Origin of the sequence: Paraburkholderia lacunae (assembly GCF_003353175.1) — a bacterium.
Classification (GTDB): domain Bacteria; phylum Pseudomonadota; class Gammaproteobacteria; order Burkholderiales; family Burkholderiaceae; genus Paraburkholderia; species Paraburkholderia lacunae.
Map to the genome: position 1 here is coordinate 219925 of NZ_QHKS01000002.1, position 22696 is coordinate 242620.

The 22696-nt window shown below is 63.1% G+C and carries 19 protein-coding genes; 2 read left to right on the top strand and 17 right to left on the bottom strand.

Translation table 11 applies throughout. The features are described 5' to 3' along the window. Positions 1 to 129 precede the first annotated feature (129 nt). Together DLM46_RS03795 and DLM46_RS03800 are read left to right on the top strand one after the other, a co-directional pair. Positions 130 to 732, top strand: coding sequence for an RBBP9/YdeN family alpha/beta hydrolase (locus tag DLM46_RS03795; protein WP_115099443.1), 603 nt, complete (start codon positions 130 to 132; stop codon positions 730 to 732). A gap of 124 nt (positions 733 to 856) precedes the next feature. Beyond that, on the top strand, positions 857 to 1882 hold the full coding sequence (locus DLM46_RS03800; RefSeq protein WP_115099444.1) for a sulfate ABC transporter substrate-binding protein: 1026 nt from the start codon (positions 857 to 859) through the stop codon (positions 1880 to 1882). A gap of 107 nt (positions 1883 to 1989) precedes the next feature. Here the strand turns inward: DLM46_RS03800 and bioB are convergent, their stop codons facing one another. The 17 genes from bioB to aceK all read right to left on the bottom strand — a co-directional run bounded on the left by bioB (position 1990) and on the right by aceK (position 22457). Then, the gene (gene bioB / locus DLM46_RS03805; protein WP_115099632.1) at positions 1990 to 3081 is read right to left on the bottom strand and encodes a biotin synthase BioB; all 1092 of its coding nucleotides are present in this window, start codon (positions 3079 to 3081) and stop codon (positions 1990 to 1992) included. 34 nt (positions 3082 to 3115) lie between these two features. Beyond that, positions 3116 to 3835: a dethiobiotin synthase gene (gene bioD / locus DLM46_RS03810; protein ID WP_115099445.1), complete on the bottom strand. Its 720-nt coding sequence runs from the start codon at positions 3833 to 3835 to the stop codon at positions 3116 to 3118. After that, on the bottom strand, positions 3832 to 5016 hold the full coding sequence (bioF, locus tag DLM46_RS03815) for an 8-amino-7-oxononanoate synthase (RefSeq protein WP_115099446.1): 1185 nt from the start codon (positions 5014 to 5016) through the stop codon (positions 3832 to 3834). The genes bioD and bioF overlap by 4 nt, the downstream gene beginning before the upstream one ends. Beyond that, the gene (gene bioA, locus DLM46_RS03820) at positions 5016 to 6365 is read right to left on the bottom strand and encodes an adenosylmethionine--8-amino-7-oxononanoate transaminase (RefSeq protein WP_115099447.1); all 1350 of its coding nucleotides are present in this window, start codon (positions 6363 to 6365) and stop codon (positions 5016 to 5018) included. The genes bioF and bioA overlap by 1 nt, the downstream gene beginning before the upstream one ends. A gap of 512 nt (positions 6366 to 6877) precedes the next feature. Continuing rightward, positions 6878 to 8500: a Na/Pi symporter gene (locus tag DLM46_RS03825; protein WP_115099448.1), complete on the bottom strand. Its 1623-nt coding sequence runs from the start codon at positions 8498 to 8500 to the stop codon at positions 6878 to 6880. 58 nt (positions 8501 to 8558) lie between these two features. Next, positions 8559 to 8903: an STAS domain-containing protein gene (locus tag DLM46_RS03830; RefSeq protein WP_115099449.1), complete on the bottom strand. Its 345-nt coding sequence runs from the start codon at positions 8901 to 8903 to the stop codon at positions 8559 to 8561. Beyond that, complete coding sequence (locus DLM46_RS03835; protein WP_115099450.1) at positions 8900 to 11428, bottom strand: ATP-binding SpoIIE family protein phosphatase; 2529 nt, start codon at positions 11426 to 11428, stop codon at positions 8900 to 8902. Before DLM46_RS03835 ends, DLM46_RS03830 begins: the two co-directional genes overlap by 4 nt. Further along, a complete protein-coding gene (locus DLM46_RS03840) occupies positions 11425 to 11781 on the bottom strand; it encodes a type 2 periplasmic-binding domain-containing protein (RefSeq protein WP_115099451.1) in 357 nt (118 codons plus the stop codon). Before DLM46_RS03840 ends, DLM46_RS03835 begins: the two co-directional genes overlap by 4 nt. Positions 11782 to 11859: 78 nt before the next feature. Then, positions 11860 to 13227, bottom strand: a complete 1368-nt coding sequence (locus tag DLM46_RS03845) for a hypothetical protein (protein WP_133300297.1) — start codon at positions 13225 to 13227, stop codon at positions 11860 to 11862. Between the two features lie 382 nt (positions 13228 to 13609). Then, positions 13610 to 13846 carry an ATP-binding protein gene (locus tag DLM46_RS41085; RefSeq protein ID WP_341868572.1) on the bottom strand — a complete coding sequence of 79 codons (237 nt, stop codon included), beginning with the start codon at positions 13844 to 13846 and terminating at the stop codon, positions 13610 to 13612. A 496-nt stretch (positions 13847 to 14342) separates the two neighbouring features. Next, positions 14343 to 15620 (bottom strand): dienelactone hydrolase family protein, encoded by a 1278-nt coding sequence (locus DLM46_RS03850; protein ID WP_115099453.1) that lies wholly within the window; start codon positions 15618 to 15620, stop codon positions 14343 to 14345. 624 nt (positions 15621 to 16244) lie between these two features. Then, positions 16245 to 16694: a YchJ family protein gene (locus tag DLM46_RS03855; RefSeq protein WP_115099454.1), complete on the bottom strand. Its 450-nt coding sequence runs from the start codon at positions 16692 to 16694 to the stop codon at positions 16245 to 16247. Between the two features lie 7 nt (positions 16695 to 16701). Next, a complete protein-coding gene (locus tag DLM46_RS03860; RefSeq protein WP_115099455.1) occupies positions 16702 to 17832 on the bottom strand; it encodes an acyl-CoA dehydrogenase family protein in 1131 nt (376 codons plus the stop codon). A 24-nt stretch (positions 17833 to 17856) separates the two neighbouring features. Beyond that, positions 17857 to 18534, bottom strand: a complete 678-nt coding sequence (locus DLM46_RS03865) for an SDR family oxidoreductase (protein ID WP_115099456.1) — start codon at positions 18532 to 18534, stop codon at positions 17857 to 17859. Positions 18535 to 18543: 9 nt separating this feature from the next. Continuing rightward, positions 18544 to 19737: an acetyl-CoA C-acetyltransferase gene (locus DLM46_RS03870; RefSeq protein WP_115099457.1), complete on the bottom strand. Its 1194-nt coding sequence runs from the start codon at positions 19735 to 19737 to the stop codon at positions 18544 to 18546. Then, a complete protein-coding gene (gene can / locus DLM46_RS03875) occupies positions 19730 to 20506 on the bottom strand; it encodes a carbonate dehydratase (protein ID WP_115099458.1) in 777 nt (258 codons plus the stop codon). Before can ends, DLM46_RS03870 begins: the two co-directional genes overlap by 8 nt. A gap of 94 nt (positions 20507 to 20600) precedes the next feature. After that, positions 20601 to 22457, bottom strand: coding sequence for a bifunctional isocitrate dehydrogenase kinase/phosphatase (gene aceK, locus DLM46_RS03880; protein ID WP_244305813.1), 1857 nt, complete (start codon positions 22455 to 22457; stop codon positions 20601 to 20603). Between the last annotated feature and the right edge of the window lie 239 nt (positions 22458 to 22696).

Consider the following 22696-nt stretch of genomic DNA (forward strand, 5'->3'; position numbering starts at 1 on the left):
CGTCGGCCCGATCCGTCGGTCCGATTCGCCCGACCCATTTGTCCGATAAACAAAGCACAAAAACTTGGTTCGTCCGCGCGGCGCCGGGCGGGAGAATAACTTCCCCGATTCCGGCAGCGAAGGACAGACATGCGTGCATGCACCCAATCGACATGGCCGCCGCGGCTCGTCACGGTCCCCGGCTTGCACGGCAGCGAAGGCGCGCATTGGCAAACGTGGCTCGAACGGCAATTCGCGCGCTCGTTGCGCGTCGAGCAGGCCGACTGGGACGCGCCGGACGTGGCCGGCTGGGCGCAGTCGCTGCGCAAGCTGCTGGCAAGCGAGCGCGGGCCGTTCGTGCTGGCTGCGCATAGCTTCGGTTGCCTCGCGGCCGCCCATGCTTTGCAACAGGCGTCGTATGTCGCCGATGTGGTCGGCGTCCTGTTCGTCGCGCCGGCGAGCCCGGAGAAATTCGCGTTCGCCGGTCCGTTCGAGGCACGGCGCCTCGGCGTGCCGTCAATTCTGATCGGCAGCGAGACGGACCCGTGGATGCCGCTCGCGGGTTCGCGCGATCTCGCGCAGCGTTTCGGCAGTGCGTTCGTCAATCTCGGCGACGCGGGGCATATCAACACTGCCGCGGGATTCGGCCCATGGCCGCGGGCGAAGTATTTCGTCGACACGCTGGTGCACTGCGCGGCGCCGCTGCGCTTTCGCGAGGAGCCGTTCGAGGCCGTACAGCACGCGTTCGTGTGAGTTTTCGCCAGGCGGTTGAACATCGGGCACCGGGCCAGTGAACAAGTAAGCGATCCGTTAGAATCCCGCTTCACGCCGCATCTTCGTGCGGCAACAGGTTTCATCATCGACAGGCGGGGGCAAGATGGCAGGCAAGACGGGGACATCGCGCTGGCTGGCAGCCGGCATGACGGCAATGACGCTCGCTCTCGGCGGCGTTTCGACGGCGCACGCGGATGCGTCGCTGCTCAACGTGTCATACGACGTGACGCGCGAGCTGTACAAGGACATCAACGCGAGCTTCATCACGGCGTACAAGCAGAAGAGCGGCGAGACCGTGTCGATCCGCCAGTCGCATGGCGCATCGAGTGCGCAGGCGCTGTCGGTGTTGCAAGGGCTGCAGGCGGATGTCGTGACGATGAACCAGCCGAACGACATCGACCTGCTCGCGGAAAAGGCCCAACTGGTGCCCGCCAACTGGCGCGCGCGTCTGCCGGACGACAGCGCGCCGTATACCACGACGATGGTGTTCCTCGTGCGCAAGGGCAACCCGAAGCACATCAAGGACTGGGACGATCTCGCCAAGCCTGGCGTGCAAGTGGTGATCGCCAATCCGAAGACGTCGGGTAACGGCCGCTACACGTATCTCGCGGCATGGGGTTATCGGAAGCAGCACGGCGGTACCGACGCGCAGGCGCTCGACTTCGAAAAGGCGATCTTCAAAAACGTGCCGGTGCTCGACACCGGCGGTCGCGGCGCGACGACCACGTTCACGCAACGCGGCATCGGCGACGTGCTGGTGACGTTCGAAAACGAAGTGGCGCTGATGGACAGCGGCGTGGGTGCGGGCAACTTCGAAGCGGTGTATCCGTCGGTCAGCTTGCTGGCTGCGCCGCCCGTGTCGATCGTCGATAACGTGGTCGACAAGCGCGGCACGCGCAAGGCAGCGCAGGCGTATCTCGACTATCTGTGGTCGCCGGCCGCGCAGGAAATCATCGCGCAGCATCATCTGCGTCCGCGCGACAAGAACGTGCTCGCGAAGCACGCGGCCGAGTTCAACCCGATCAGGACCTTCACCGTCGAAGAGACGTTCGGCAGCTGGCAGAAAGCGCAGCAAACGCATTTCTCCGATGGCGGTACGTTCGATCAGATCATCGTCGACAAGAAATAAGTTTGGACTTGACGACGCAACAAGGCCGCCTCGGAAACGAGGCGGCCTTTTGCATTGCGGTGCATGCGTTGCGGTGGATGCGGTGCGTTTGCTACGCCGCTCGATCCTTAGTTCGGTGCGGCATGGGGATCGTGATCGTGCGCGCAGCCATGCTCGCAACCGCTCTGATCCAGCGGCATCTGCTGCGCCGCTTCCGCGCGAATGCCGAGGCGTTCGAGCAGCTTGCGGTCCGCTTCCGCTTGCGGATTGCTGGTGGTCAGCAATTGATCGCCGTAGAAAATCGAATTCGCGCCGGCGAGGAAACACATCGCCTGCAACGCTTCGTTCATCTGCTCACGGCCGGCCGACAGACGCACCATTGCGCGCGGCATCGTAATGCGTGCAATCGCGATCGTGCGTACGAACTCGAACGGATCGATCGCCTCGGTGCCGGTGAGCGGCGTGCCTTCCACCTGCACCAGATTGTTGATCGGCACCGATTCCGGATACGGATCCATGTTCGCGAGCTGCGCGATCAAACCGGCGCGTTCGCGGCGCGATTCGCCGAGTCCGACGATGCCGCCGCAGCACACGTTGATGCCCGCATCGCGCACGCGTTCGAGCGTGTCGAGACGGTCCTGATACGTGCGCGTCGAAATGATCTGGCCGTAGAACTCAGGCGACGTATCGAGGTTGTGGTTGTAGTAGTCGAGACCCGCTTCGCGCAGACCTTGCGCCTGGTGCGTTTCGAGCATGCCGAGCGTCACGCAGGTTTCGAGCCCCATCGCTTTCACGCCGCGGATCATGTCCTTGATCGGTTCCAGATGACGATCTTTCGGATTGCGCCACGCGGCGCCCATGCAGAAACGCGTCGCGCCGTTTTCCTTGGCGACGCGCGCGGCGGCCAGCACTTCGTCGACCGGCATCAGCTTGTCGGCTTGCAGGCCGGTGTCGTGATGCACCGACTGCGGACAATATGCGCAATCCTCCTCGCAGCCGCCGGTCTTGATCGACAGCAGCGTCGACAGCTGCACGGTGTTGGCGTCGAAATGTTCGCGATGCGTTTGCTGCGCACGGAACATCAGATCGTTGAACGGCAGTTCGTACAGCGCGACGATGTCGGCGACACGCCAGCGAGCCACCTGCGTGGTGTCGGCGGCGTGATGGTTGTTCGGCGCGACCGTGTCGGCGGGTGTCGGAGCGATGTTCAGTTGCGTCATGTCGTCAATCCTCATGGATGGATGTGATGGTTTATCAGGGCTGCGCGTTGCGCAGCGTCTGTAGAAGCCGGTTGATGTCGAGCTGATCCGCCGCGAGCTCCGGTGAGGCAGGGCTCAAATGCGGCACGATGCCGAGCAAGGGCGCGTCATGTTCGCGCGCGAGATGCTCGCGGATCGACGCGATGTTTTCGTCGGGGAACGTCATGTCCGGATCGATGCGATTCGCGACCCAGCCGGCGAGCGTGAGGCCGCGCGCCGCGATCGCTTCGGCGGTGAGCAGCGCATGGCTGATGCAGCCGAGGCGCATGCCGATCACCAGCACGACCGGCAACTTCAATGCGACGGCGAGGTCGGCGGTGTCCTGCGTGGCGGTAAGCGGTACGCGAAAGCCGCCTACGCCTTCCACCACGACGATATCCGCGCGCTGCAAAGCCTGCGCATGGCAATCGACGATGTGCGCGATATCGAACGTGACGTTTTCCAGTGCGGCAGCGATGTGCGGCGCGGCGGGTTCTTTCAGCAGATACGGCGTGCGCATTCCGGGCGGCAGCAACACGCTCGACGCGGCATCGAGTCGATCCGCGTCGTCGTTGTGCAGCACGCCGTTCGATTCGAATGCGCCAGCGGCGATCGGCTTCATCGCGGCGGCTTGCAGGCCTTCGCGAACGAAGCCGCGCAAGAGCGCGGCGGACACGAAGGTCTTGCCGATTTCCGTATCGGTGCCGGTGACGAACAGGGACAACGGTGCGCTCATGCCGCCTTCGCGCCGAGTTGTTGCAAGCCCGCGTCGAGCCGGTCCAGATCCGCGTGCGAATGCGCGGCGGACAACGAAATGCGCAACCGCGAGGTGCCGCTGGGCACGGTCGGCGGACGGATTGCCGGCACCCACAAACCGGCGCGATCGAGCGTGGCCGCGATGTCCAGCGTGGCGTCATTCGCACCGATGATCAGCGGCTGCACGGCAGTATGCGAATCGACCGGCAACCACGGCGTTGCTTTCAGCATGGCGCGGGTGCGCGCGATCAGTTGCTGGAGATGCGCGCGCCGCGCATCGCCTTCTTCACCGCCGATGATGCGCAGACTCGCCGACACCGCATGCGCCGCGGCAGGCACCGAAGCGGTCGTGAAAATATACGGACGCGCGCGCTGCACGAGCCATTCGATCACGGTTTCGTGCGCGACGACGAATGCGCCCGACACACCCGCGGCCTTGCCGAGCGTGCCGATCGAAATCAGATTCGGTGAGCGCAATGCGGCCTGCGCCACCGCGCCGCGTCCTTGCGGGCCGAGCACGCCGAAACCGTGTGCATCGTCGACGATCAGCCATGCGCCGTGCTGTTCCGCGAGTTCGAGCAGACGCGGCAGTGGCGCGATGTCGCCGTCCATGCTGAATACCGTATCGGAGACGATCACTTTGACGTCCGCATCCGACGCCTCAAGCATCGCGCTCAACGCATCCATATCGACGTGCGGGTAGATCTGCACGTCAGCGCGCGATAGGCGTGCACCGTCGATCAGCGAGGCGTGATTCAGCGCATCGGAGAAGAGCGTCGTGCCGCGCCCCGCAAGCGCGGTGAGCGTCGCGAGATTGGCCATGTAGCCGGTGCTGAAGTAGAGCGCGCGCGGCGTATCGACAAAACCGCCGGCGAATGCGGCGAGATCGTCTTCGAGCTGCGCATGCGCGCGCGAGTGGCCGCCGAGCAGATGCGAGCCGCCGCTGCCCGCGCCATAGCGCTGTGCGCCTTCGGCGATCGCGGCGATCAATTGCGGATGCGCGGCGAGACCGAGGTAGTCGTTACTGGCGAAACCGATGATCGCGCGGCCGTCGACCGTCATGTGCGCGGCGCATGGCGTGTCGGCTGTGCGGCGGCGGCGGCGCAGGCCGCGTTCGTCGATTTCCTTGAGTCCTTGTGCGAGCGTGTCGAGCAGGTGCATTAGCGGGTCTCCGCGAGCGTCGCTTCGAAGGTCTCGCGGGTGCGCGAGGCGAGCAGCGCGAGCTCTTCGTCGTCGAGGATGTAGGGGGGCATCAGATACACCGTGGTCGAAATCGGGCGCAGCAGAAGTTCGTGCTTCAGCGCGTTTTCGAAGAAGCGGCGCGAGAATGTTCTGGCGTGCTGAGGGTCGTCGATCACCGCATCGAACGCGAGGATCGTGCCGCACTGACGCAGATTGCGCACTTGCTTAGTTTCGGCAAGCGGCGCAAGCGCGGCCTTCAGTTTCGCGGACTTCTGCGCGTTGACCGCGAGCACGTTGCCGCTTGCGAACAGATCGAGCGTGGCGAGCGCGGCGCGGCACGCGAGCGGATTGCCGGTGTACGAATGCGAGTGCAGGAAGCCGCGCGCGGTGTCGTCGTGATAGAAGGCGTCGAAGATTTCATCGCGCGACAACACGATCGACAACGGCAGATAGCCGCCGCTGATGCCTTTCGAAAGACACAGGAAGTCCGGCCAGATGCCGGCCTGTTCGCAAGCGAAGAAAGTGCCGGTGCGTCCGCAACCGACGGCGATTTCATCGGCGATCAGATGCACGCCGTATTGATCGCACAAGGCGCGCAATCCGGCGATATACGACGCGTCGTGCATCGCCATGCCGGCCGCGCATTGCACGAGTGGCTCGACGATCAGCGCGGCGATCTTCGTGGCGCGGGCTTCGAAGAGCGAGCGGACGTGATCGAGCGCGCGGCGCGCGACGTCGGCTGTGGTTTCACCGGGTTGCGCGAGGCGCGCATCGGGCGAAGCGACAACGTGCGCGTTGCGGATCAGCGGATCGTAGGCATCCTTGAAGAGCGCGACGTCGGTGACGCCGAGCGCGCCGATGGTTTCGCCGTGATAGCTGTTGGCGATGCAGACGAATTCCTGCTTGTCGGCGAAGCCGCGATTGCGCCACGAATGGAAGCTCATCTTGAGCGCGATTTCGACGGCGGACGCGCCGTCGGATGCAAAGAACGCGTGGCCGAGCGTGTTGTGGGTGAGCGCGCTGAGGCGTTCGGCGAGTTCGATTGCGGGTTCGTGCGTGCAGCCGGCGAGCATTGCGTGTTCCAGCGTGTCGAGCTGGTCTTTCAATGCCGCGTTGATCCGCGGGTTGGCGTGGCCGAACAGGTTGACCCACCAGGAGCTGATCGCATCGAGATATCGATGGTTGTCGCGATCGTAGAGCCAGGCACCTTGACCTCGCGCGACGGGCACAAGCGGTAAGCGCTCGTGGTGCTTCATCTGCGTGCAGGGATGCCAGACGGCACGCAGGCTGCGGGTGATCCAGTCTTCAGGGGATGCTGACTTTTCCAAAAGGTACTCCGAAGTGCTTTTTTCGCCGCTGCACGGCTGGCTTTTTTTAGGGCCATTTGATCGGCGCTGCGCGGTTTTTTCAATGCACTGCGCGCGGCCTTGGCGGGCGTTCGGGGTCGAGATTAGCGGTTTATTTCGTGCAGTGCACTAGCGGGTTGAGGTGGTTTTTTGCTGGCGGCGCCGAGGTTGCTGGCTGTTCGCTGCAGGTGATTTAAGTTTGGGTCAGAAGGTCGCGGATCGGCGGAGTTAGCGACGGCAAAGTAGTGGGACCCTATGGGCGGAAATTTGGGGTTTTTGCCTTTGGTGGCGGCAATATCTCGGTGTGTTGGTCTTTCTTCTTCTGTTTGCCTTGCCGGGTTGCTAGTGTTTTGTCCCTGAAATAACTTTGCGTAAGCGCCCGATCTTGCTGAGTAGCTCCGCGACGGTCTCATCGTCATTCGTGCGGGACGGCCAGATTTGGCCTGGTCGTGCAGTCCAGCCAGGCCTTGGCCGGGAGAGGCCAGCATGCGCTTTCACGTATGTTGGATCTGCTCCCGGGCATGCGTGTTGTCCAGGGTCAGCACATACCGGCGCAGCAACCAGACACAGCGCTCAAACAGAGACGTGGCAGCAAAGATCGATTGCTGCACATCGTGCGACAGGGCTTGGTCTGCGCTTTGCAGGCTGCGGCGAATGGAGTCCATCAGTTCGGACCGGTCGTGGGTCAGCGCACGCAGCATGTGCAGGTCGTCCGGGTCGGGTTGGTGCGCCGCGTCGGCCAGCATTTCAAGCATCATGTGCAGGCTCTCGATGATGTTGCCGGTCAGCACGCGCATCTCACCTACGATGGAAGGGTTCCGGCACTCGTTGCACATCGCGAGCAAGGTCTCCTGGAGCGAGCCAAGCAGTTCATTCTGGCCGCGCAGCACGACGCTGTATTCGAGCACTTCACGGCTGCGGCTCCGGTCGACGACTTCGGTCAGGAACTGACCTGCTTCCTTGAGGACGTTTTGCTCCGCGGCAAAGCGCACGTCGACCGCCGGGCCGCTCGGATCGCCTTCCTCGCGCAGCGGAGCCAGGTAGAGCGGGAGCGTCAGCAGCAGGCGCTGCAGTTCCTTGCTGACCAGTATCAGCGCACTTTCGGATTCGGCCAGCGCGCCGTCGACGAGATAGTGGGGACGCCCCAAGGTTTCCGTATGGGACGGGGGGGAAAGTTTTTCGATCCAGCGCGTGAGCGGCGCGTTGAGGATCTGCACCATCAGGTAGGCCGCAACCGGTATCAGTACGTACATCGCGGCCAACTGGCCGGTAGGTGACAGGCCCAGCGCTTGCAGCGCCGGCTGCAGGAACGGGTGGCCGCTCATTCTATCGGCAACGTATACGCATAGCAGTGCTGCCGCGCCAAGCAGTCGGAGCGCCAGTTGAAAGAGCGCGATCTGACGCGCACTGCCGCTGCGCTGGCTGATCAGCGGCCACGACGACAGGGCCGATCCGAAGAACGCGCCGATGACCATCGGGGCGCCTGCGTTGAAGCTCAACACGCCTGCGGTGGTCATGGACATCGCCACCAGCGTGATCGCGGACGCCGACTGGGTGGCAAAGGCGACGGCGACGCCGATCGCGAATCCGAGAACTGGGTAGTTGGCGGCAAAGGCCAGATCATCGTGCAGCCATGCGGTCCCCTTGAGAAGGGTTGCGCTTGCCTTGAGAAAATCCATGCCCAGAAACAGCATGCCGATACCCAGCAGCCCGCCGATGACGTGGCGATAGCGTGGCGTTTCGTCGAGGTTGAAAAAGAACGCCCATCCGGTCAGGCCGAGCAGCACCAGCACTAGCAGATGCATGTTCAACGAGGCAATGACGACGAGCGTGGCGGTGCCGACGTTGGTCCAGGAGATGGCGGCAAAGGCGCGGCGCGTGTCGATGGCTCCGGCGGCAATCAGGACCAGCAGCAGACAGGTGACCGCGTTCACGCTTTGAAATATGGTGCCCGCGGCGAGACCGAACAACGCGACCGATCCTTTTCGCGAAACGGCGCGGGTGATCATGATTCGCATCTTCCGGCCGACCAGCTGCTGCAGGTGCGCGCCCATGTAGCGCATGCCGATGAAGAACAGGCCGAGCCCGGAAAAAACGAGTGCAAATATTTCCATCATCGAGGCTCCTGTCTCATCCGATGCGAGGGATTCATAGAGCGGTCAGGGTCGCCGTCTGCTACGCGTTGAGGTGAGACAAGGCCGACACGGGATCGTCCGCGACAGTCAGTATCTTCAGAAATCCGCTGATTTCGAACACGTCCTTGACGTGTGGCTGCAAGCCGCACAACACCAGCCGCCCTTGTGCCTGCTTGGCGCGTTTGGCCGCCATCAGCACCACACGCAATCCAGCGCTGGAAATGTAGTCGAGAGAGGAGAAATCCATCAGCGCCCGGGCGCCCGATGATTCGAACAGCGTTTGCAGGTGCTTCTCGAAATCGCCGGACGTCGCGCTGTCCAGCCGGCCGGACAGGCTGACCTGCCGTACGCCGTTCGTGTCGGTCAACTCGCACTGAAAAGTCATTTTCTATTCTCCTTGTGTAAAGGATCTGTCGTGTCGAGGTCATCGGCATGACCCGGGTGTCGTGGTTCTGACTGCTGCAAGGTCTTGAGCAATACGATCAGATTGCCGCTGCCATCGTGGTAAGCGCGTGCCTCATTCATCATGGTCTTGACCATGTGCACGCCGAGCCCGCCGATGGGGCGCTCCTCCACATCCAGATCGAGGGCCGGCGCCGGTGCCTCGGCGAAGGGATCGAACTGCGGGGCGTCATCTTTCAAAGAGATCTCCAACCATTCATCTGACATGCTCAGTCGCACGTCAATCCAGCGGTCCGGCGCGCCGTTCAGGCCATGCAGGATGGTGTTGGTAATCAGTTCTTCCAGGCACAGATTGGCCGAAAATGCCAGGTCAGGGCGTTCGATCAGCGCGCGTTCGACGGCCTCGGCGAGTTTGGCGATCTCTTCGAGCCGCGTAAGCAGCGGGTACTCCAGCAGCAACACCTTGTCGTGCAATTCCAGGGCGGGCGTTTTCTTCATGGAGCCTTCTTGCTTTCGGCAAAGAACCAGACAAGTCAGGTCATCCGAAGCCTCGGCCTCGTCGACGAACCTTGCGACGTCACGGACCAGGCCGTTGAGCAGTTGGCCGGCGGTGGCATCGGGTGCCGTCGCCGACAGCCACGCATGCAGGCGTTCGTCGCCGTATGCCTCGCCCGTGCCGGAAAACGCCTCGGTCACCCCGTCCGTATAGAGCAGCAGGCTGTCTCCTGGCTCCAGAACGGCGGTGTGGTCGGCGTAGTCCATGTCGTGCAGGATGCCCAAGGCGATGTCGCTCGGAGACGGCAGCGCCGCCACCACACCGGACGCCTTGCGCAACAGCGGCGGGTGATGTCCCGCGCTTGCGTAGACCAGGCTGCCATCGCCCGGATCGTAGATCGCGTAGCAGGCGGTCACGAACAGCTCCATTGGGTTGCGCTCGCACAAGAGCGTGTTCGCGTGGGCAAACACCTCCGCGGGCGAGCTGCCGGTGGACGCGAGGTCGAGCAGCACCGTACGGGAAACCGCCATGAAGAAGGCCGCACCGACGCCTTTGCCGGAAACGTCGGCGACCAGCACGCCATAGCGGCCGTCGGGCAGCGCGAAGCAATCGTAGAAATCCCCGCTCAGCTCGCGAGCCGGGAACATCCCGGCACAGACGCCCCAACCCGGCTCGTCGGGAAAGGATTGCGGCAGAATGGCCAGCTGCATGCCGCGCGCGAGGTCAAGCTCCTCCTGCACCCGTTTGCCGGCGGCCAGCAGCAGTTCGTTTTTGTCCGCGAGTTCGGCGGTGCGTTGCTGGACCAACGTTTCCAGCTCGCGCTGGCGAGACTCGTTCTGCCTGCGTATGAACTCCAGCAGGCGCTGGACTTCCGCCGCCATCGTGTTGAAATTGCGCGCCACCAGCACCAGTTCGTCCCGGGTATCGACCTCGATGCGCGTCTCCAGTTGTCCCCCGCAGAACGCGTCCGTCCCCACGGATAGGCTGCGGAGCGAACGCAGCGTGGACAGATAAATTCCGGCGAACAGGTAGGCGACGGCCACGATGACGCCGAGCAGCAAGGCCGCGATGATCCGCTGGGCCCGATCGAGCTGATCGATGCGGGATGCGAGGTGCTGATCCGCCGCGTCGACCGCGTCCTTCAGCAGGAGCTGCGCGAGCGCCAGGTTTGCGTGCGTGAGCCCGCCCAGTTCGTCGTTGGCCTTCGGATCGTCCAGCGCATTGTCGGCAGCATCCTGCTGCCGGACGATGCCGTCGAGGAGCGTCTGCAACGACCGCTGCAATGACGCCCGATGGCCCTCACGCGCGACCATCTGCGCGATGCCTGCCTTCAATGCGGGGGCCGACTCGGTCAACACGACTTGTGCCCCCAGCGCGTAGGAGGCCATCTCGCCCGTGTGCAGCGCGAGCGCGTCGCGCTGCTTGCCTAGCGTTTCCAGCACCAGCGGCAGGCGGCTGGTCAGCATGTCGAAGGTCGCGTCGAGCTCGGGGTCGACGTTGAGCCGGTAGGTTCGTGCGCTTTCCTCGATCAGCGCGAGCAATGCGTTGATGCTCGCCGTCATCGTCGCAAAGCGCCGCCGGAGGTCCGGGTCTGCTGCATGGCTGTCCGCCTGCTGCCAGCTGCGCGACAATCGCTCGGCGGGACCGGCCATACCGGCCCGGCTTGCCTGAGCGGCCAACCGGGCCATGTCGGCATTCAGCGCGGAAGACGGCGTCGTGCCCTTGTCGTCGATGCCCCGGCTGCGCAGCGCGATCATGTTCGCCAGAACATCGACCTGGGCCACGTACTGCCTCAACCCTTCACGCTCAACGCCGGCAAGACGCCGATCGTCCCGCACCTGCCGCAGCAGCGGCAAGCTCAGCAGCGCGAGCGCGATCAGCACCACGGCCCCGATCAGCAGAAACTTGCGCGAAAAAGCCAGGCGGCTGGAAAGCCAGATGGTCGGCGCCAGAAAGTGCTGCATCAGCGAGCGCTTCCTCGCATCGGATTCGGTGTGGCCACGCCCGTTCATTTGCCTGGGTCGAGTACGATCTTGGCCGTCCCGTCGCGCTCGTTCCTGCCGACATATCCGATCGCGCCGGCGGTGTTCTGCACGATCTTGCTGACCTCCTCGGCCGACGCGACCTGCCGGGGTGGGAAGCCCATGCCCGTAAAGGCCTGGCGGGCCCAATAAGCGCGCAATTGCGCGGGGCTGCGGCCGGTGATCTTGCTGTAGAACTCGGTGCGCAGCGGAGAGCCTTCCTCGATGTCGACCGGATAGATCGCCTTGCCGTCCGGCCAGCTCTGAACGTGCTTCAGGAAGATTTGAGTGGTCTGGTCCGGACTGATCTTGTCGACTGCCGTGTCGCGATTGGCAACCACCACGAACGACTCATCCGCAAACGAGGTATTGGCCAGGAAAAAAACAGCAATGCGAAGTAGAGCGTTTTCATGGTTTCTACCTCAGAAAACGGAGTCGAAAGTGGCAGAGATCAGGTTCACCGTGTTCTTGTACGGCAAAGTGGATACCGCGAAGTTGCCAGGCGTCATCGAATTCGGCGTTGTGATCCTGTCGTATTGCAGTTTCAGCGCCATCCCTTCCCTGAAGTCCCAACGCACGCCCACGCTGGCGGCACGGGTCGAAAGATCGGCGAACTGGGCGGCCTGATTGAGCGCCCCTCGCATCTGCGCGAGCCCTGCGTCCAGGGCCGGGTTCAGCCCCGTTGCGGACAGCGCGCTGGCGTCGAATGGCGGGCTCGTGCGGTCCCGGCGTGCATATGACACATACGGGGTGAAATTGCCGTGGCTGTACCCGACCGTGAATTGATAGCTCCGGTATTTGCCCACGATAGCCGAGCGCGAATCCAGCAGTGTCCATTCGCCCTGTACGCGCCACTTGCCGAGGGTGGAGTCGAAGCCGATGCTGGTGTAGATCGGATGGCTGTCGAAAGGGTTTTCATACCCTTCGATACCGCCGGCCTGATTCCTGAGCGATTCCGCCAGCGCAGGCGGCAGGAATGGGTTGGCTGCCAGTGCCGTCAACGAACTGGAAAGCTGGCCGAGACCGGCATTGAGCTGGTCAAGCTGGCCGGAGCGGAACGTGTAGCTCTTTATCCAGGTGCGCGACACGCGAAAGGTCACGTTCGGCAGCGATGCACTGACGGAGAGTCCGGCGATGCCGTTGACACTCGCATCCGCCGCGGACACCGGGTTGAGATTGTAGAAATAGTGCCTGTAGCCGTCATGTCCGAAATAACCTTGCACGAGGATCGCGGTGCCGCCGAACGCATGTCTCCATTGCACGTCGCCGCCGTCGATCACGTTCACGCTGTTCACGTCGCCGTAAACGGGGATGGGGGGGCGTACCGTCAGGTACGCATAGCCGATCTCGGCGACGTCGGAGTCGAAAAACACCGGACTGCGAATGCGACCGAGACGCACCGCGAAATCGTTACCGAACTGCTGGCGCAGATACCCCATGCGCAGTTCCGGCTGCATGTCATTGCTCGGACGCGACACGGCCTGAGCAACGACCGACGTGTTCTGCAACGGGCGCCATTCGAGCTGGACGCCGACTACCGAGTCCAGGTAAGCCGACACACCGTGCGTCGCCGGCTTTTTCTGCATGTACGAAGTAATAACTCCGGCGCTGTCGTTATCGTTGTAAGTCAGTCCGAGAGTCGAAAATCCGGACAGGTGCAGCGTGTCGAATACGGTCCTGTCGGCGGGCGCTTCGTCCGCCCAGGCGGCGGTGGCGGAGACCAGAGACGTCACCAGCAAGACTAATGGATAGCCATATGATTTCCTGTCGCCAGACAGAAGAGAGCGCATGGAGATTTCCATGTCCAGATTGGTCCCTGTATGACGCGCGAAGCTGCGTGCGCCTGAGTTAGTCGTCGCATACCGCTATCAACCGCAAGCCGAAGCAGGTCGAGCATGGCCGGAGGCTGGCAATATCGACGCCGGCCTCGCCGCCTGATCGGACCCATGCGAAGTGTCGGACAACACGTCGTAGCGCGGCGGGACGGATACCGTCCTCGCCGGCTGCGGCAGCAGGAGCGGCACGCTCCCGCAGTTCCGTTACGAAAGTGGTGGCCGAGTGACGCTGAACCCCGAGCGATATGTTCTAGTTCGATTGCCGATGCCCTCGATATGGCGAGGGAGGCATCGACTGCGGGGCGATGGTATAACGCGGAATTTGAGCGAGAAATACCTAAAACGCGGTAGTGTCGGCCGATGAAATCGTGGCATCCGCGTCCCGGTTCTCCGGCATCCATAGCGTGACGACGGTGGCCCCCGGCGCCGACTGAAGGTCGAGCGTTCCGCCCAGTCGTTGCGCCCGCGTGCGCATGCTCGACATGCCCGTTCCCAGATGGGACGTCTCATCGAACGACCTGAAGCCGACGCCGTTGTCGCGGACGGTCAGCCGCAGGCCCGCGTGTTCGACCAGTTGCCTGGAGACTCCCTCTGTCGATTTTTGGTGATGCCGCCACGACCGGCAATACCGTGTTTTTGGTAACGGGCAGCATCTGCTGCGAGTGAGCCGCGCGACGTGGTCGGCGCCGGCGCATTACCTGATTCGCGGGATCGGCAATCGCGGCGCATCGCGGCATCTTTGGTGCGCATTCACCGCAGGAAATCGGCGTGGATCCGGATCGCGCCGATCCGGCCATGGAAGAATGAATTTCGGGGGCCCTGCATGGACACCGCTACCTAGGGGATACAACGTGGGGCGCGAGGGGGCTGGGACGGGCGTCGGCGTCGTGCGCGAACGGTTGCCCGACGACCCACCGTGCAAGACCGTCGCGCTATGGGTTTTCGAAGGAAATCAAGGAAAGGCCAACGCCGCAGGCAGCACCACCATAAGCGCCGCGAAGGCAAAAAATCAAGGAAGACCAACGCCGTAGGCACACCGAACAATGCCGCGGCCAAAGGCAAAAGAAAACCTACTCCCGACTAGCAATAGCCCGCTTTTCAGAGCCAGCAGACGAATTAGCCGTCTGCGACGACTGAGCCCCCCACACAACGGAGTTATCCACCGCATACAACCGGCAAGGCGCCGAACTCTGTTTCTGGCAATTCGCGATCGCTACCGACATCGGGTCATCACCGCCTTCAGCCCACGACCAGGCCCCCGTATCCGAAACCGCAAAAGCCCGGCTAGGATACTGATGCAAGAAATTCCGATACCCATTGCGTCCAGCTTCATCGACAAACGGCACGGCGTCGACCGCGTCGACAGCAGCAAACCCGCTAGCCTTCGGCAAAGAAGGATCAGACACACGATATTGCACGCCGGTAGGCATCCCCGCCCGTGCAAGGAAAGCCTCGACAGCAGGCCACCAGACCTGCACGCCATCGCGATCGCCCACCAGCCGATGCGCGTCGTTCTTGTAGTTGCCGAAATCCACCATCCTGGCGCTCGCACCATGCTCGGCATAAGCGGCATACATGCCGGCCACCAAAGGTGTCGTCCAGACCGAATCGTTTTCGCCGTACAACCACAGCGACGGCACCTTGGTCTTCTCACCATATGCGCCGAAGGCGCGCGTCAGGTTGCCCTGCCAGTCGGTGCAGGCGTCCTGCCGCAAACCGCCGGAGAAATTGATCAATGCCCGAACACCCGGTGCAGCTTCGGTGCCGTAAGCCATCGTCGCCAGCCCGCCGTGTGAAGTTCCGGCCACCACAATGTGCGTCGCATCCACGTATGGCTGCTTCGACATGTAGTCGATCGTCGCGGCCACGTCGCCGGCCTGGTGGATGCCGTTGCGCTCGACATCGCAGCCATCCTGTTGATAGGCGCCGCCCGAATGGCCGAAGCCCTGGCGGTTCGGCGCCACCACCACGTAGCCGCGCCGCACGAATTCGCGCGCGAACGGCCGCGGATCGCTGCGCTCCTGCATGCGCGGGTCGCCGGGAATCTTGCCGTGATTGAAGACGATCATCGGGAACGGGCCTGCGCCGTCCGGCTTGTAAATCGTCGTTTCGAGCGTGATCGAGCCGGCAGCGTCGACCGGGACTCGCACAATCCGCTCGTTGAGGCTCGCGCTCGGCAGATAGACGTCGTCGTCCAGAGCAATGCGCGGTACGTGAGCTCGGGTCAGCGGTCCCGCCTGGTTGTCGGCAAGCGGCTCGGCAAGCGGCTTGGCATGCGCGAGTGCGACAGCGCACGTCGCCGTTGCACAGATCACCGCACACTTCGTCAGAACCTTGCTGAACACCATTAACGCACCTGCTTCAAGAATCTGCCCTGAACACCGTGGCGTCTGTCTGTCGAAAACCCTTGCTGACATTTGCCTTTCATTGGCATTTTCGACAAACAAAAACACACTCGCGTACGTAGTGCGTCAAGCGCACGCACGCTAATGGAGATCGCACGGGATGAACCCAAACGGCCGACGCGACCCCACGCGCCGATGATGAGCGCCACATCATGCTGGCTGGAACCGCCGCCGAACCGGGACACCGGGTCATCGGCAGGGTGCCTGCGCATGTTGCGGAACCGATATTGGCCGGCCCTCGCAACGTGTGGCGTCACAAACCTACGGCCTCATCCTGGCACGACAATTTTGTTTTGTGCAATCAAGGAGAACCCGCGACGAAATAATTGCCGTGCGGGGATCGGGGGTGGTGGGGCGGCTGGACTGGCGCTCCGGCGATGATCGGCTCCACGAAGGAATCGCCGCGCCACTCGGCGCCCGAGCGCGCTGTGGCGTAGAGCCAACATGAAAAAAAGCCCTCAGTTTGAGGGCCATATGTGAGGTCGCTAGTCAGTCCACCGTAATGTACTTCCGGGTGTCCCTGGTGCCGGTCGCTATGTTGCGCCGTAAGGCACGGAAAGGTTTACTTCATTCGCTCACGTCGCCGTCGACATAACGCCAGCGTCCGTCTTCGTCGCGTACAAAGCGGCTCAGTTCGTGCAGACGATGCGCGCGGCCGCCCACCTTATAGCGTGCGACAAATTCCACCGTGGCATGCCCGGCGTCGGTTTCGGCGAACGCCTTGATCTGCAGTCCGAGCCAACGGGGCGCGTCGGACGCGGCGGGGTCGGCGTCGAGATCGGCCGGACAGGTGTGCGGCGCCCAGGTTGCGCGCAGGTAATCCGTTGCGCCCAGCACATAGGCGCTATAGCGTGAGCGCATCAGTTCGAGCGCCCGCGGCGCCGCTTCGCCGCCGTCGATATATCGGCCACAGCATTGCGCGAAGCGGGGCGCTTTGGGCGCACTACGCTGATCGGGCGCCGCGCCGCCGCAAGGACAGTCGGAGGGGCGTTGTATCGACAACAATGGCTTATTCATCAGACGTTCAGTCAAGACCGCGTGCGATCAGGATCTTCTGGATGTCGCTGGTGCCTTCGTAGATCTGGCACACGCGCACGTCGCGGTAAATGCGTTCGACAGGGAAATCGCTCAGATAGCCATAGCCGCCGTGGATCTGTAACGCTGCCGAACAGATGCGCTCGGCGGCTTCCGACGCGAACAGCTTGGCCATCGCGGCTTCGGTCAAACACGGCAGGCCGGCGTCCTTCAGCGAAGCCGCGTGCCAGATCAACTGGCGCGCGGCTTCGAGTTGCGTCGCCATGTCGGCGAGACGGAACTGCACGGCCTGGTGCGAAAACAAAGTCTGGCCGAAGCTCTCTCGTTCCTTCGCATAGCTCAACGCCGCCTCGAACGCGGCACGCGCCATGCCGACGCTTTGCGCGGCGATGCCGATTCGCCCGCCTTCGAGCCCCGACAGCGCAATCCGGTAGCCTTCGCCTTCCGCGCCGATCAGGTTCGCCGCCGGCACGCGGCAATCTTCGAAGATGATTTGCGCGGTGTCCGACGAATGCTGGCCGAGCTTCTCCTCGACTCGCGCGACGACGTAACCGCTGGTATCGGTCGGCACGATAAACGCGCTGATGCCCCGCTTGCCCGCGGTCTTGTCGGTCACCGCCATCACGATCGCGACGTTGCCGTTCTTGCCGCTCGTGATGAACTGTTTGACGCCGTTCAGCACGTACGCGTCGCCGTCGCGGGTGGCCGTGGTGCGCAGCGCGGACGCGTCCGAGCCCGCTTGCGGTTCGGTCAGGCAAAACGCGCCGAGCATCTCGCCGCGCGCGAGCGGTGTGAGCCAGTCGCGCTTTTGCGCGTCGTTGCCGTAGGTCAGCAGGATGCTGCACACCGGGCAGTTGTTGACGGAGATCGCCGTCGACGTGCCGCCGTCGCCCGCGGCGATTTCTTCGAGGATCAGCGCGAGCGCCAGCGCGTCCATGCCGGCGCCGCCGTACGCTTCGGGCACCAGCACGCCATATGCGCCCAGTTCGGCGAGCTGCCGATGCACGTCCTTCGGGAAAATGCGCTCGCGGTCCCAAAGCGCTGCATTCGGCGTGACCGCTTCGCGTACGAAGGTGCGCAGCGCATCGCGGACCATCAGGTGATCCTGATCAAGCACCATGGCTCGGTCTCCTCATTCGTCTCATCACCAGTCGAGTGGTGTGCCGTCGTATTGATAGAAGCGGCCGTTGAACGATTCGTGCGCGGCGGCGGCCTGCGCGATCACTTCACGCATGCCGGTCACGCTGCGCGCCGGGTCGATCGCGGCCTGCGCGCCGCCCATGTCGGTGCGCACCCAGCCCGGATGCAGCGAGATGCAGGTCGCGCGCCTCGCTTCCAGCGACGCGATCTTCAGCGCGTCGTTCAGCGCCGCCTTGCTCGTGCGATACAGCCAGCCGCTCGTGCCGCTCGCGTCGCTGATGCTGCCCATCTTGCTCGAAATCACCGCAAACACGCCGCCGGCTTCTTCGACGAGCGGCAGCAGGATCGGCATCAACTGCATCGGACCGCGGACGTTGGTGCTCATCACGTGGTCGAAGTCTTCGGCGGTGATCGTCTCGATGCCTTCGGTGCGCGGGCCGTACACGCCCGAGACCAGTATCGCCGCATCGAGCTGTTCGCCGTCGAGCTTCCAGCCGAGGGCGGCGATCTCGTCGGGCGCGCTGACGTCGACCGAAAAGGTTTCCGCGCCGAGCTCGTTCAACGCGTCGAGCGCGGCGCCATCGCGCGCGGTGGCGAGCACGCGCCAGCCGCTCTTCCTGTACTGCCGCACAAACTCCAGGCCGATGCCGCGCGAAGCACCGACGATCAACACTGTCTTCATCGAGTCACCTCAAACGAGTTCGATACCCATCGCCGTCGCTTCGCCGCCGCCGATGCACAGCGTGGCGACGCCGCGCTTGCCGCCGCGCTGTTTCAGCGCGCCGATCAGCGTGACGAGAATCCGCGCGCCCGATGCGCCGATCGGATGACCGAGCGCGCAGGCGCCGCCGTTCACGTTGACCTTGTCGTGCGGCAGACCGTGTTCCTTCATCGCGGCCATCGTGACTACCGCGAACGCTTCGTTGACCTCGTACAGATCGACTTCTTCGGCGCGCCAGCCGTTCTTCTCGAACAGCTTGCGAATCGCGCCGACCGGCGCGGTGGTGAACTTCGCCGGTTCCTGCGCGAAGGTCGAGTGGCCGACCACGCGCGCGATGGGTTCGACGCCAAGCCGCTTCGCCGTCGACTCGCGCATCATCACGAGCGCCGCGGCGCCGTCCGAAATCGACGACGAGTTCGCCGCCGTCACCGTGCCGGTCTTGCTGAACGCGGGCTTGAGCGTCGGAATCTTTTCGAGGTTCGCTTTGAACGGCTGTTCGTCGCGATCGATGGTGACTTCGCCTTTGCGGCTTTCCACCTTCACCGGTGCGATTTCCCACGCAAACGAGCCGTCTTCGTTCGCGCGCTTCGCACGGTTCAGCGACTCGACGGCGAACGCGTCCTGCGCTTCACGCGTGAAATCGAACGACGCCGCGCATTCCTCGGCGAAGGTACCCATCAGGCGGCCTTTCTCGTACGCGTCTTCGAGGCCGTCGTAGAACATGTGGTCGATCACCTGGCCGTGGCCCATGCGCATGCCGCTGCGCCCTTTCGGCAACAGGTACGGCGCGTTCGTCATGCTCTCCATGCCGCCGGCGACGATCACCTCGACCGAGCCCGCGGCCAGCATGTCGTGCGCGAACATCGCCGCGCGCATGCCGGAGCCGCACATCTTGTTGACGGTCGTGCTGCCGGTGCTCAACGGCAAGCCGGCACCCAACGCGGCCTGGCGCGCGGGCGCCTGGCCGAGACCGGCGGGCAGCACGCAGCCCATCACCACTTCATCGATCTGCTCAGGTTTCAGGCCCGCGCGTTGCACGGCGGCTTCGATCGCGACCGAACCGAGTTGCGGCGCGGTCAATGACGCGAAATCGCCCTGAAATGCCGCCATCGGCGTGCGGGCTGCTGAAACGATCACGACCGGATCGGATTTTGTCTCACTCATGTTTGATCTCCTTGATCACACCTTCGACGATTGCCGGCACATCGCCGAGCCTGGCCGCATCGGCGGCGACCACGTCGTTGTCCGCTTGGTGCGCGCGGCTTGCCGACACCGCCGCAACGCAATTCCGATAAGTCGGGTCGAGCGCTCCCGGCTCGCTGATCGTCATGCCGAGGTTGCGCACCTTGCCGTCGTGCACGCCATACGCCCAGCCGTGCACGGTCAGTTCCTGGCCGCGCGCCCATGCATCGTTGACGATGGTGGTGCGGCACACGTTGACCACCTGCTCGATCGTATTCAGCTCGACCAGACGCCGATGACGCGCTTCGCCGAGCGGCCATTCCTCGAGCAGCGCGGCATGCTTCGCGCGCACGTCCTGCACGTGATGCAGCCAGTTGTCCGCGAGACCCACGCGACGGCCGTGCAACGCAGCGCCGACACCGGAGCAGCCATAGTGGCCGACCACCATGATGTGCTTGACCTTGAGCAGATCGACGGCGAACTGGATCACCGACAGGCAGTTCAGATCGGAATGCACCACGACGTTGGCGATGTTTCTGTGTACGAATACTTCGCCCGGCGGCAGACCGATGATCTGATTGGCCGGTACGCGCGAATCGGAGCAGCCGATCCACAGGTATTCGGGCGTCTGTTGATCGGCGAGACGCGAGAAATACTCGGGGTCCTCGGACAACTTGCGGGCCACCCACGCGTCGTTGTTGTCGAACAGATGCGCGAGCGGGTTGGGAAGGGAGGAAGCGTTCGGGTTCATGGTGCGTCTGGGCGGTTGCTCGACCGATTGACCGGTCGGTGTCGTTACATGAGGTTCGGGCGATGCATGCATCAATGCTCGCGACGCATGAGGCTCACGCCATGCGCGCGGTGCGCCGATCGGTTTGCTTATCGGGCGTGTGCGACGTGTGCGGTGTCTGCGATAGTTCGGACGCCACATCGGCGAAGCGTTCCGGATAGCGGATGCAAAAGCGCGCGTTGTTGTCGTACGGGAAGAAGTCGGGCAGTTCGCCTTTCAATAGATGATCCTTGTGCCGCTGCCACAGCGCGGGATCGAAAAAATCCGCGTGATGCTGCATGAAGGAATGGCGCACGCGTGGGTCGCCGAGCAGGAACGTGCCGTACGTCTCCGGGAAAATGTCGTGCGGGCCGACCGAGTACCACGGTTCGCCCGACATTTCGTCTTCTTCGTAGCGTGGCGGCGGCACCGCGCGCACGTTGCAGTCGGTCAGATACTCGATTTCATCGTAGTCGTAAAACACGACGCGGCCGTGACGCGTCACGCCGAAGTTCTTGTAGAGCATGTCGCCGGGGAAGATGTTGGCCTGCATCAGTTCCTTCACCGCGTTGCCGTATTCCTTGATGCCGTGATCGATGTCTTCGTCGCTGCCGTTTTGCAGGAACAGATTGAGCGGCACCATCCGGCGTTCGATATACAGATGGCGAATCACCAGATTGTCGCCGTCGTATTCGATCAGCGAGGGCACTTCTTTTTCGAGTTCGCGCACGAGCGCCTCGTCGAGGCGCGAGACCGGCAACGCGACGCTCGAATATTCGAGCGTGTCGGCCATGCGGCCCAGACGGTCGTGCCGTTTGACGAGCTGATACTTTTCCTTGATTTGCGCGCGGGTGGTTTCCTTCGGCGGCGGGAAACTGTCTTTGATCAGCTTGAACACGTACGGAAACGAAGGCAGCGTGAACACCAGCATTACGAGCCCCTTGATGCCGGGCGCGATGATGAACTGATCGCTCGAATGCGACAGATGGTGCAGCAGATCGCGATAGAACAGATTCTTGCCCTGCTTTTGCAAACCGACCGATGTATAGATTTCCGCCTTCGGTTTGCCCGGCATGATCGTGCCGAGAAACTCGACGTACGCGGACGGCACTTCCATATCCACGAGGAAGTACGAATGCGAGAAGCTGAAGATGATCAGCAACTGGTCGCGCTTGAGCAGCACCGTATCGAGCGCCAGCACACCCGGCTTCACATGACGCAGCGGCACCGCGAACGGCAGCAGCAAGTCGCCGTTGATGATCCGTCCGACGATATACGCCGACTTGTTCCGATAGAACAGCGACGACAGCACGTGAATCTGGAAGTTGGCCGCTTCTTCGAACACGCCGAACGCGTCGTGAATCGACTGCATCACGCAACCGACGTCGCGGCGCAGGTCTTCGAACGGCGGCTCCAGCTGGAAGTTCGTGACGATGCGCTCGAGCGTCGCGGCAAGACCGTCCTTGGCCGGGTAATACGCGCGGTAGGTCGGCTTCGCCGCCGGTTCGTCGTTCTCGATGTATTCGGTCGAGATCGCCGGGCGCACGAAAATGAAGTCGTTGTTGAAATATGAGCGGTGCAGGATCTTGCAGCACACCGAATTGAAAAACGTTTCCGCGCACTCGGGTTGCCGGTGCGTGGTCAGCAGGCCGATGTAGTGGAGCTTGATCTGCTGCCACACTTCGTCGTCGATGTTTTCCGCGTCGTATTCGTCTTCGAGCAACTCGACGCATTCCTCGACGCGTTCGTCATACGAGGTAATGCGCTCGCGCGCGAGCTTTTGCAGACCGTGCCAGTCGGCGGCTTCGAAGAGTGTCCTGGCACGGATCGCAGCGTCGCGGAAGATCCGGTAGTGCCGATCGAAACCTTCGAGCATCGTCTGCGCAACGTCAAAGCCGATCTGCGACGACAGCAGTTTGGGGAAGTGATTCATGTCGACCGTGCATTCGTCCCATGTCGTGAAGACACCCGGGATTGTATCGTCCGGGTGGGCCTGCGACGCATCGCGCCGCTCGACTCGCGCCTTGCCGCCTCGTGGGCGTTGTCGGGCGTTCGCCGACTTTCAGACTATCTCCGCTCAATGCCGCAGTTTGGCATGCCTTAATCGGCTCAACTTTCGGCAAAAAAATATTTGCTGCCTGTTCATGTCCGGCACTTGTCCGCGCAGGTATC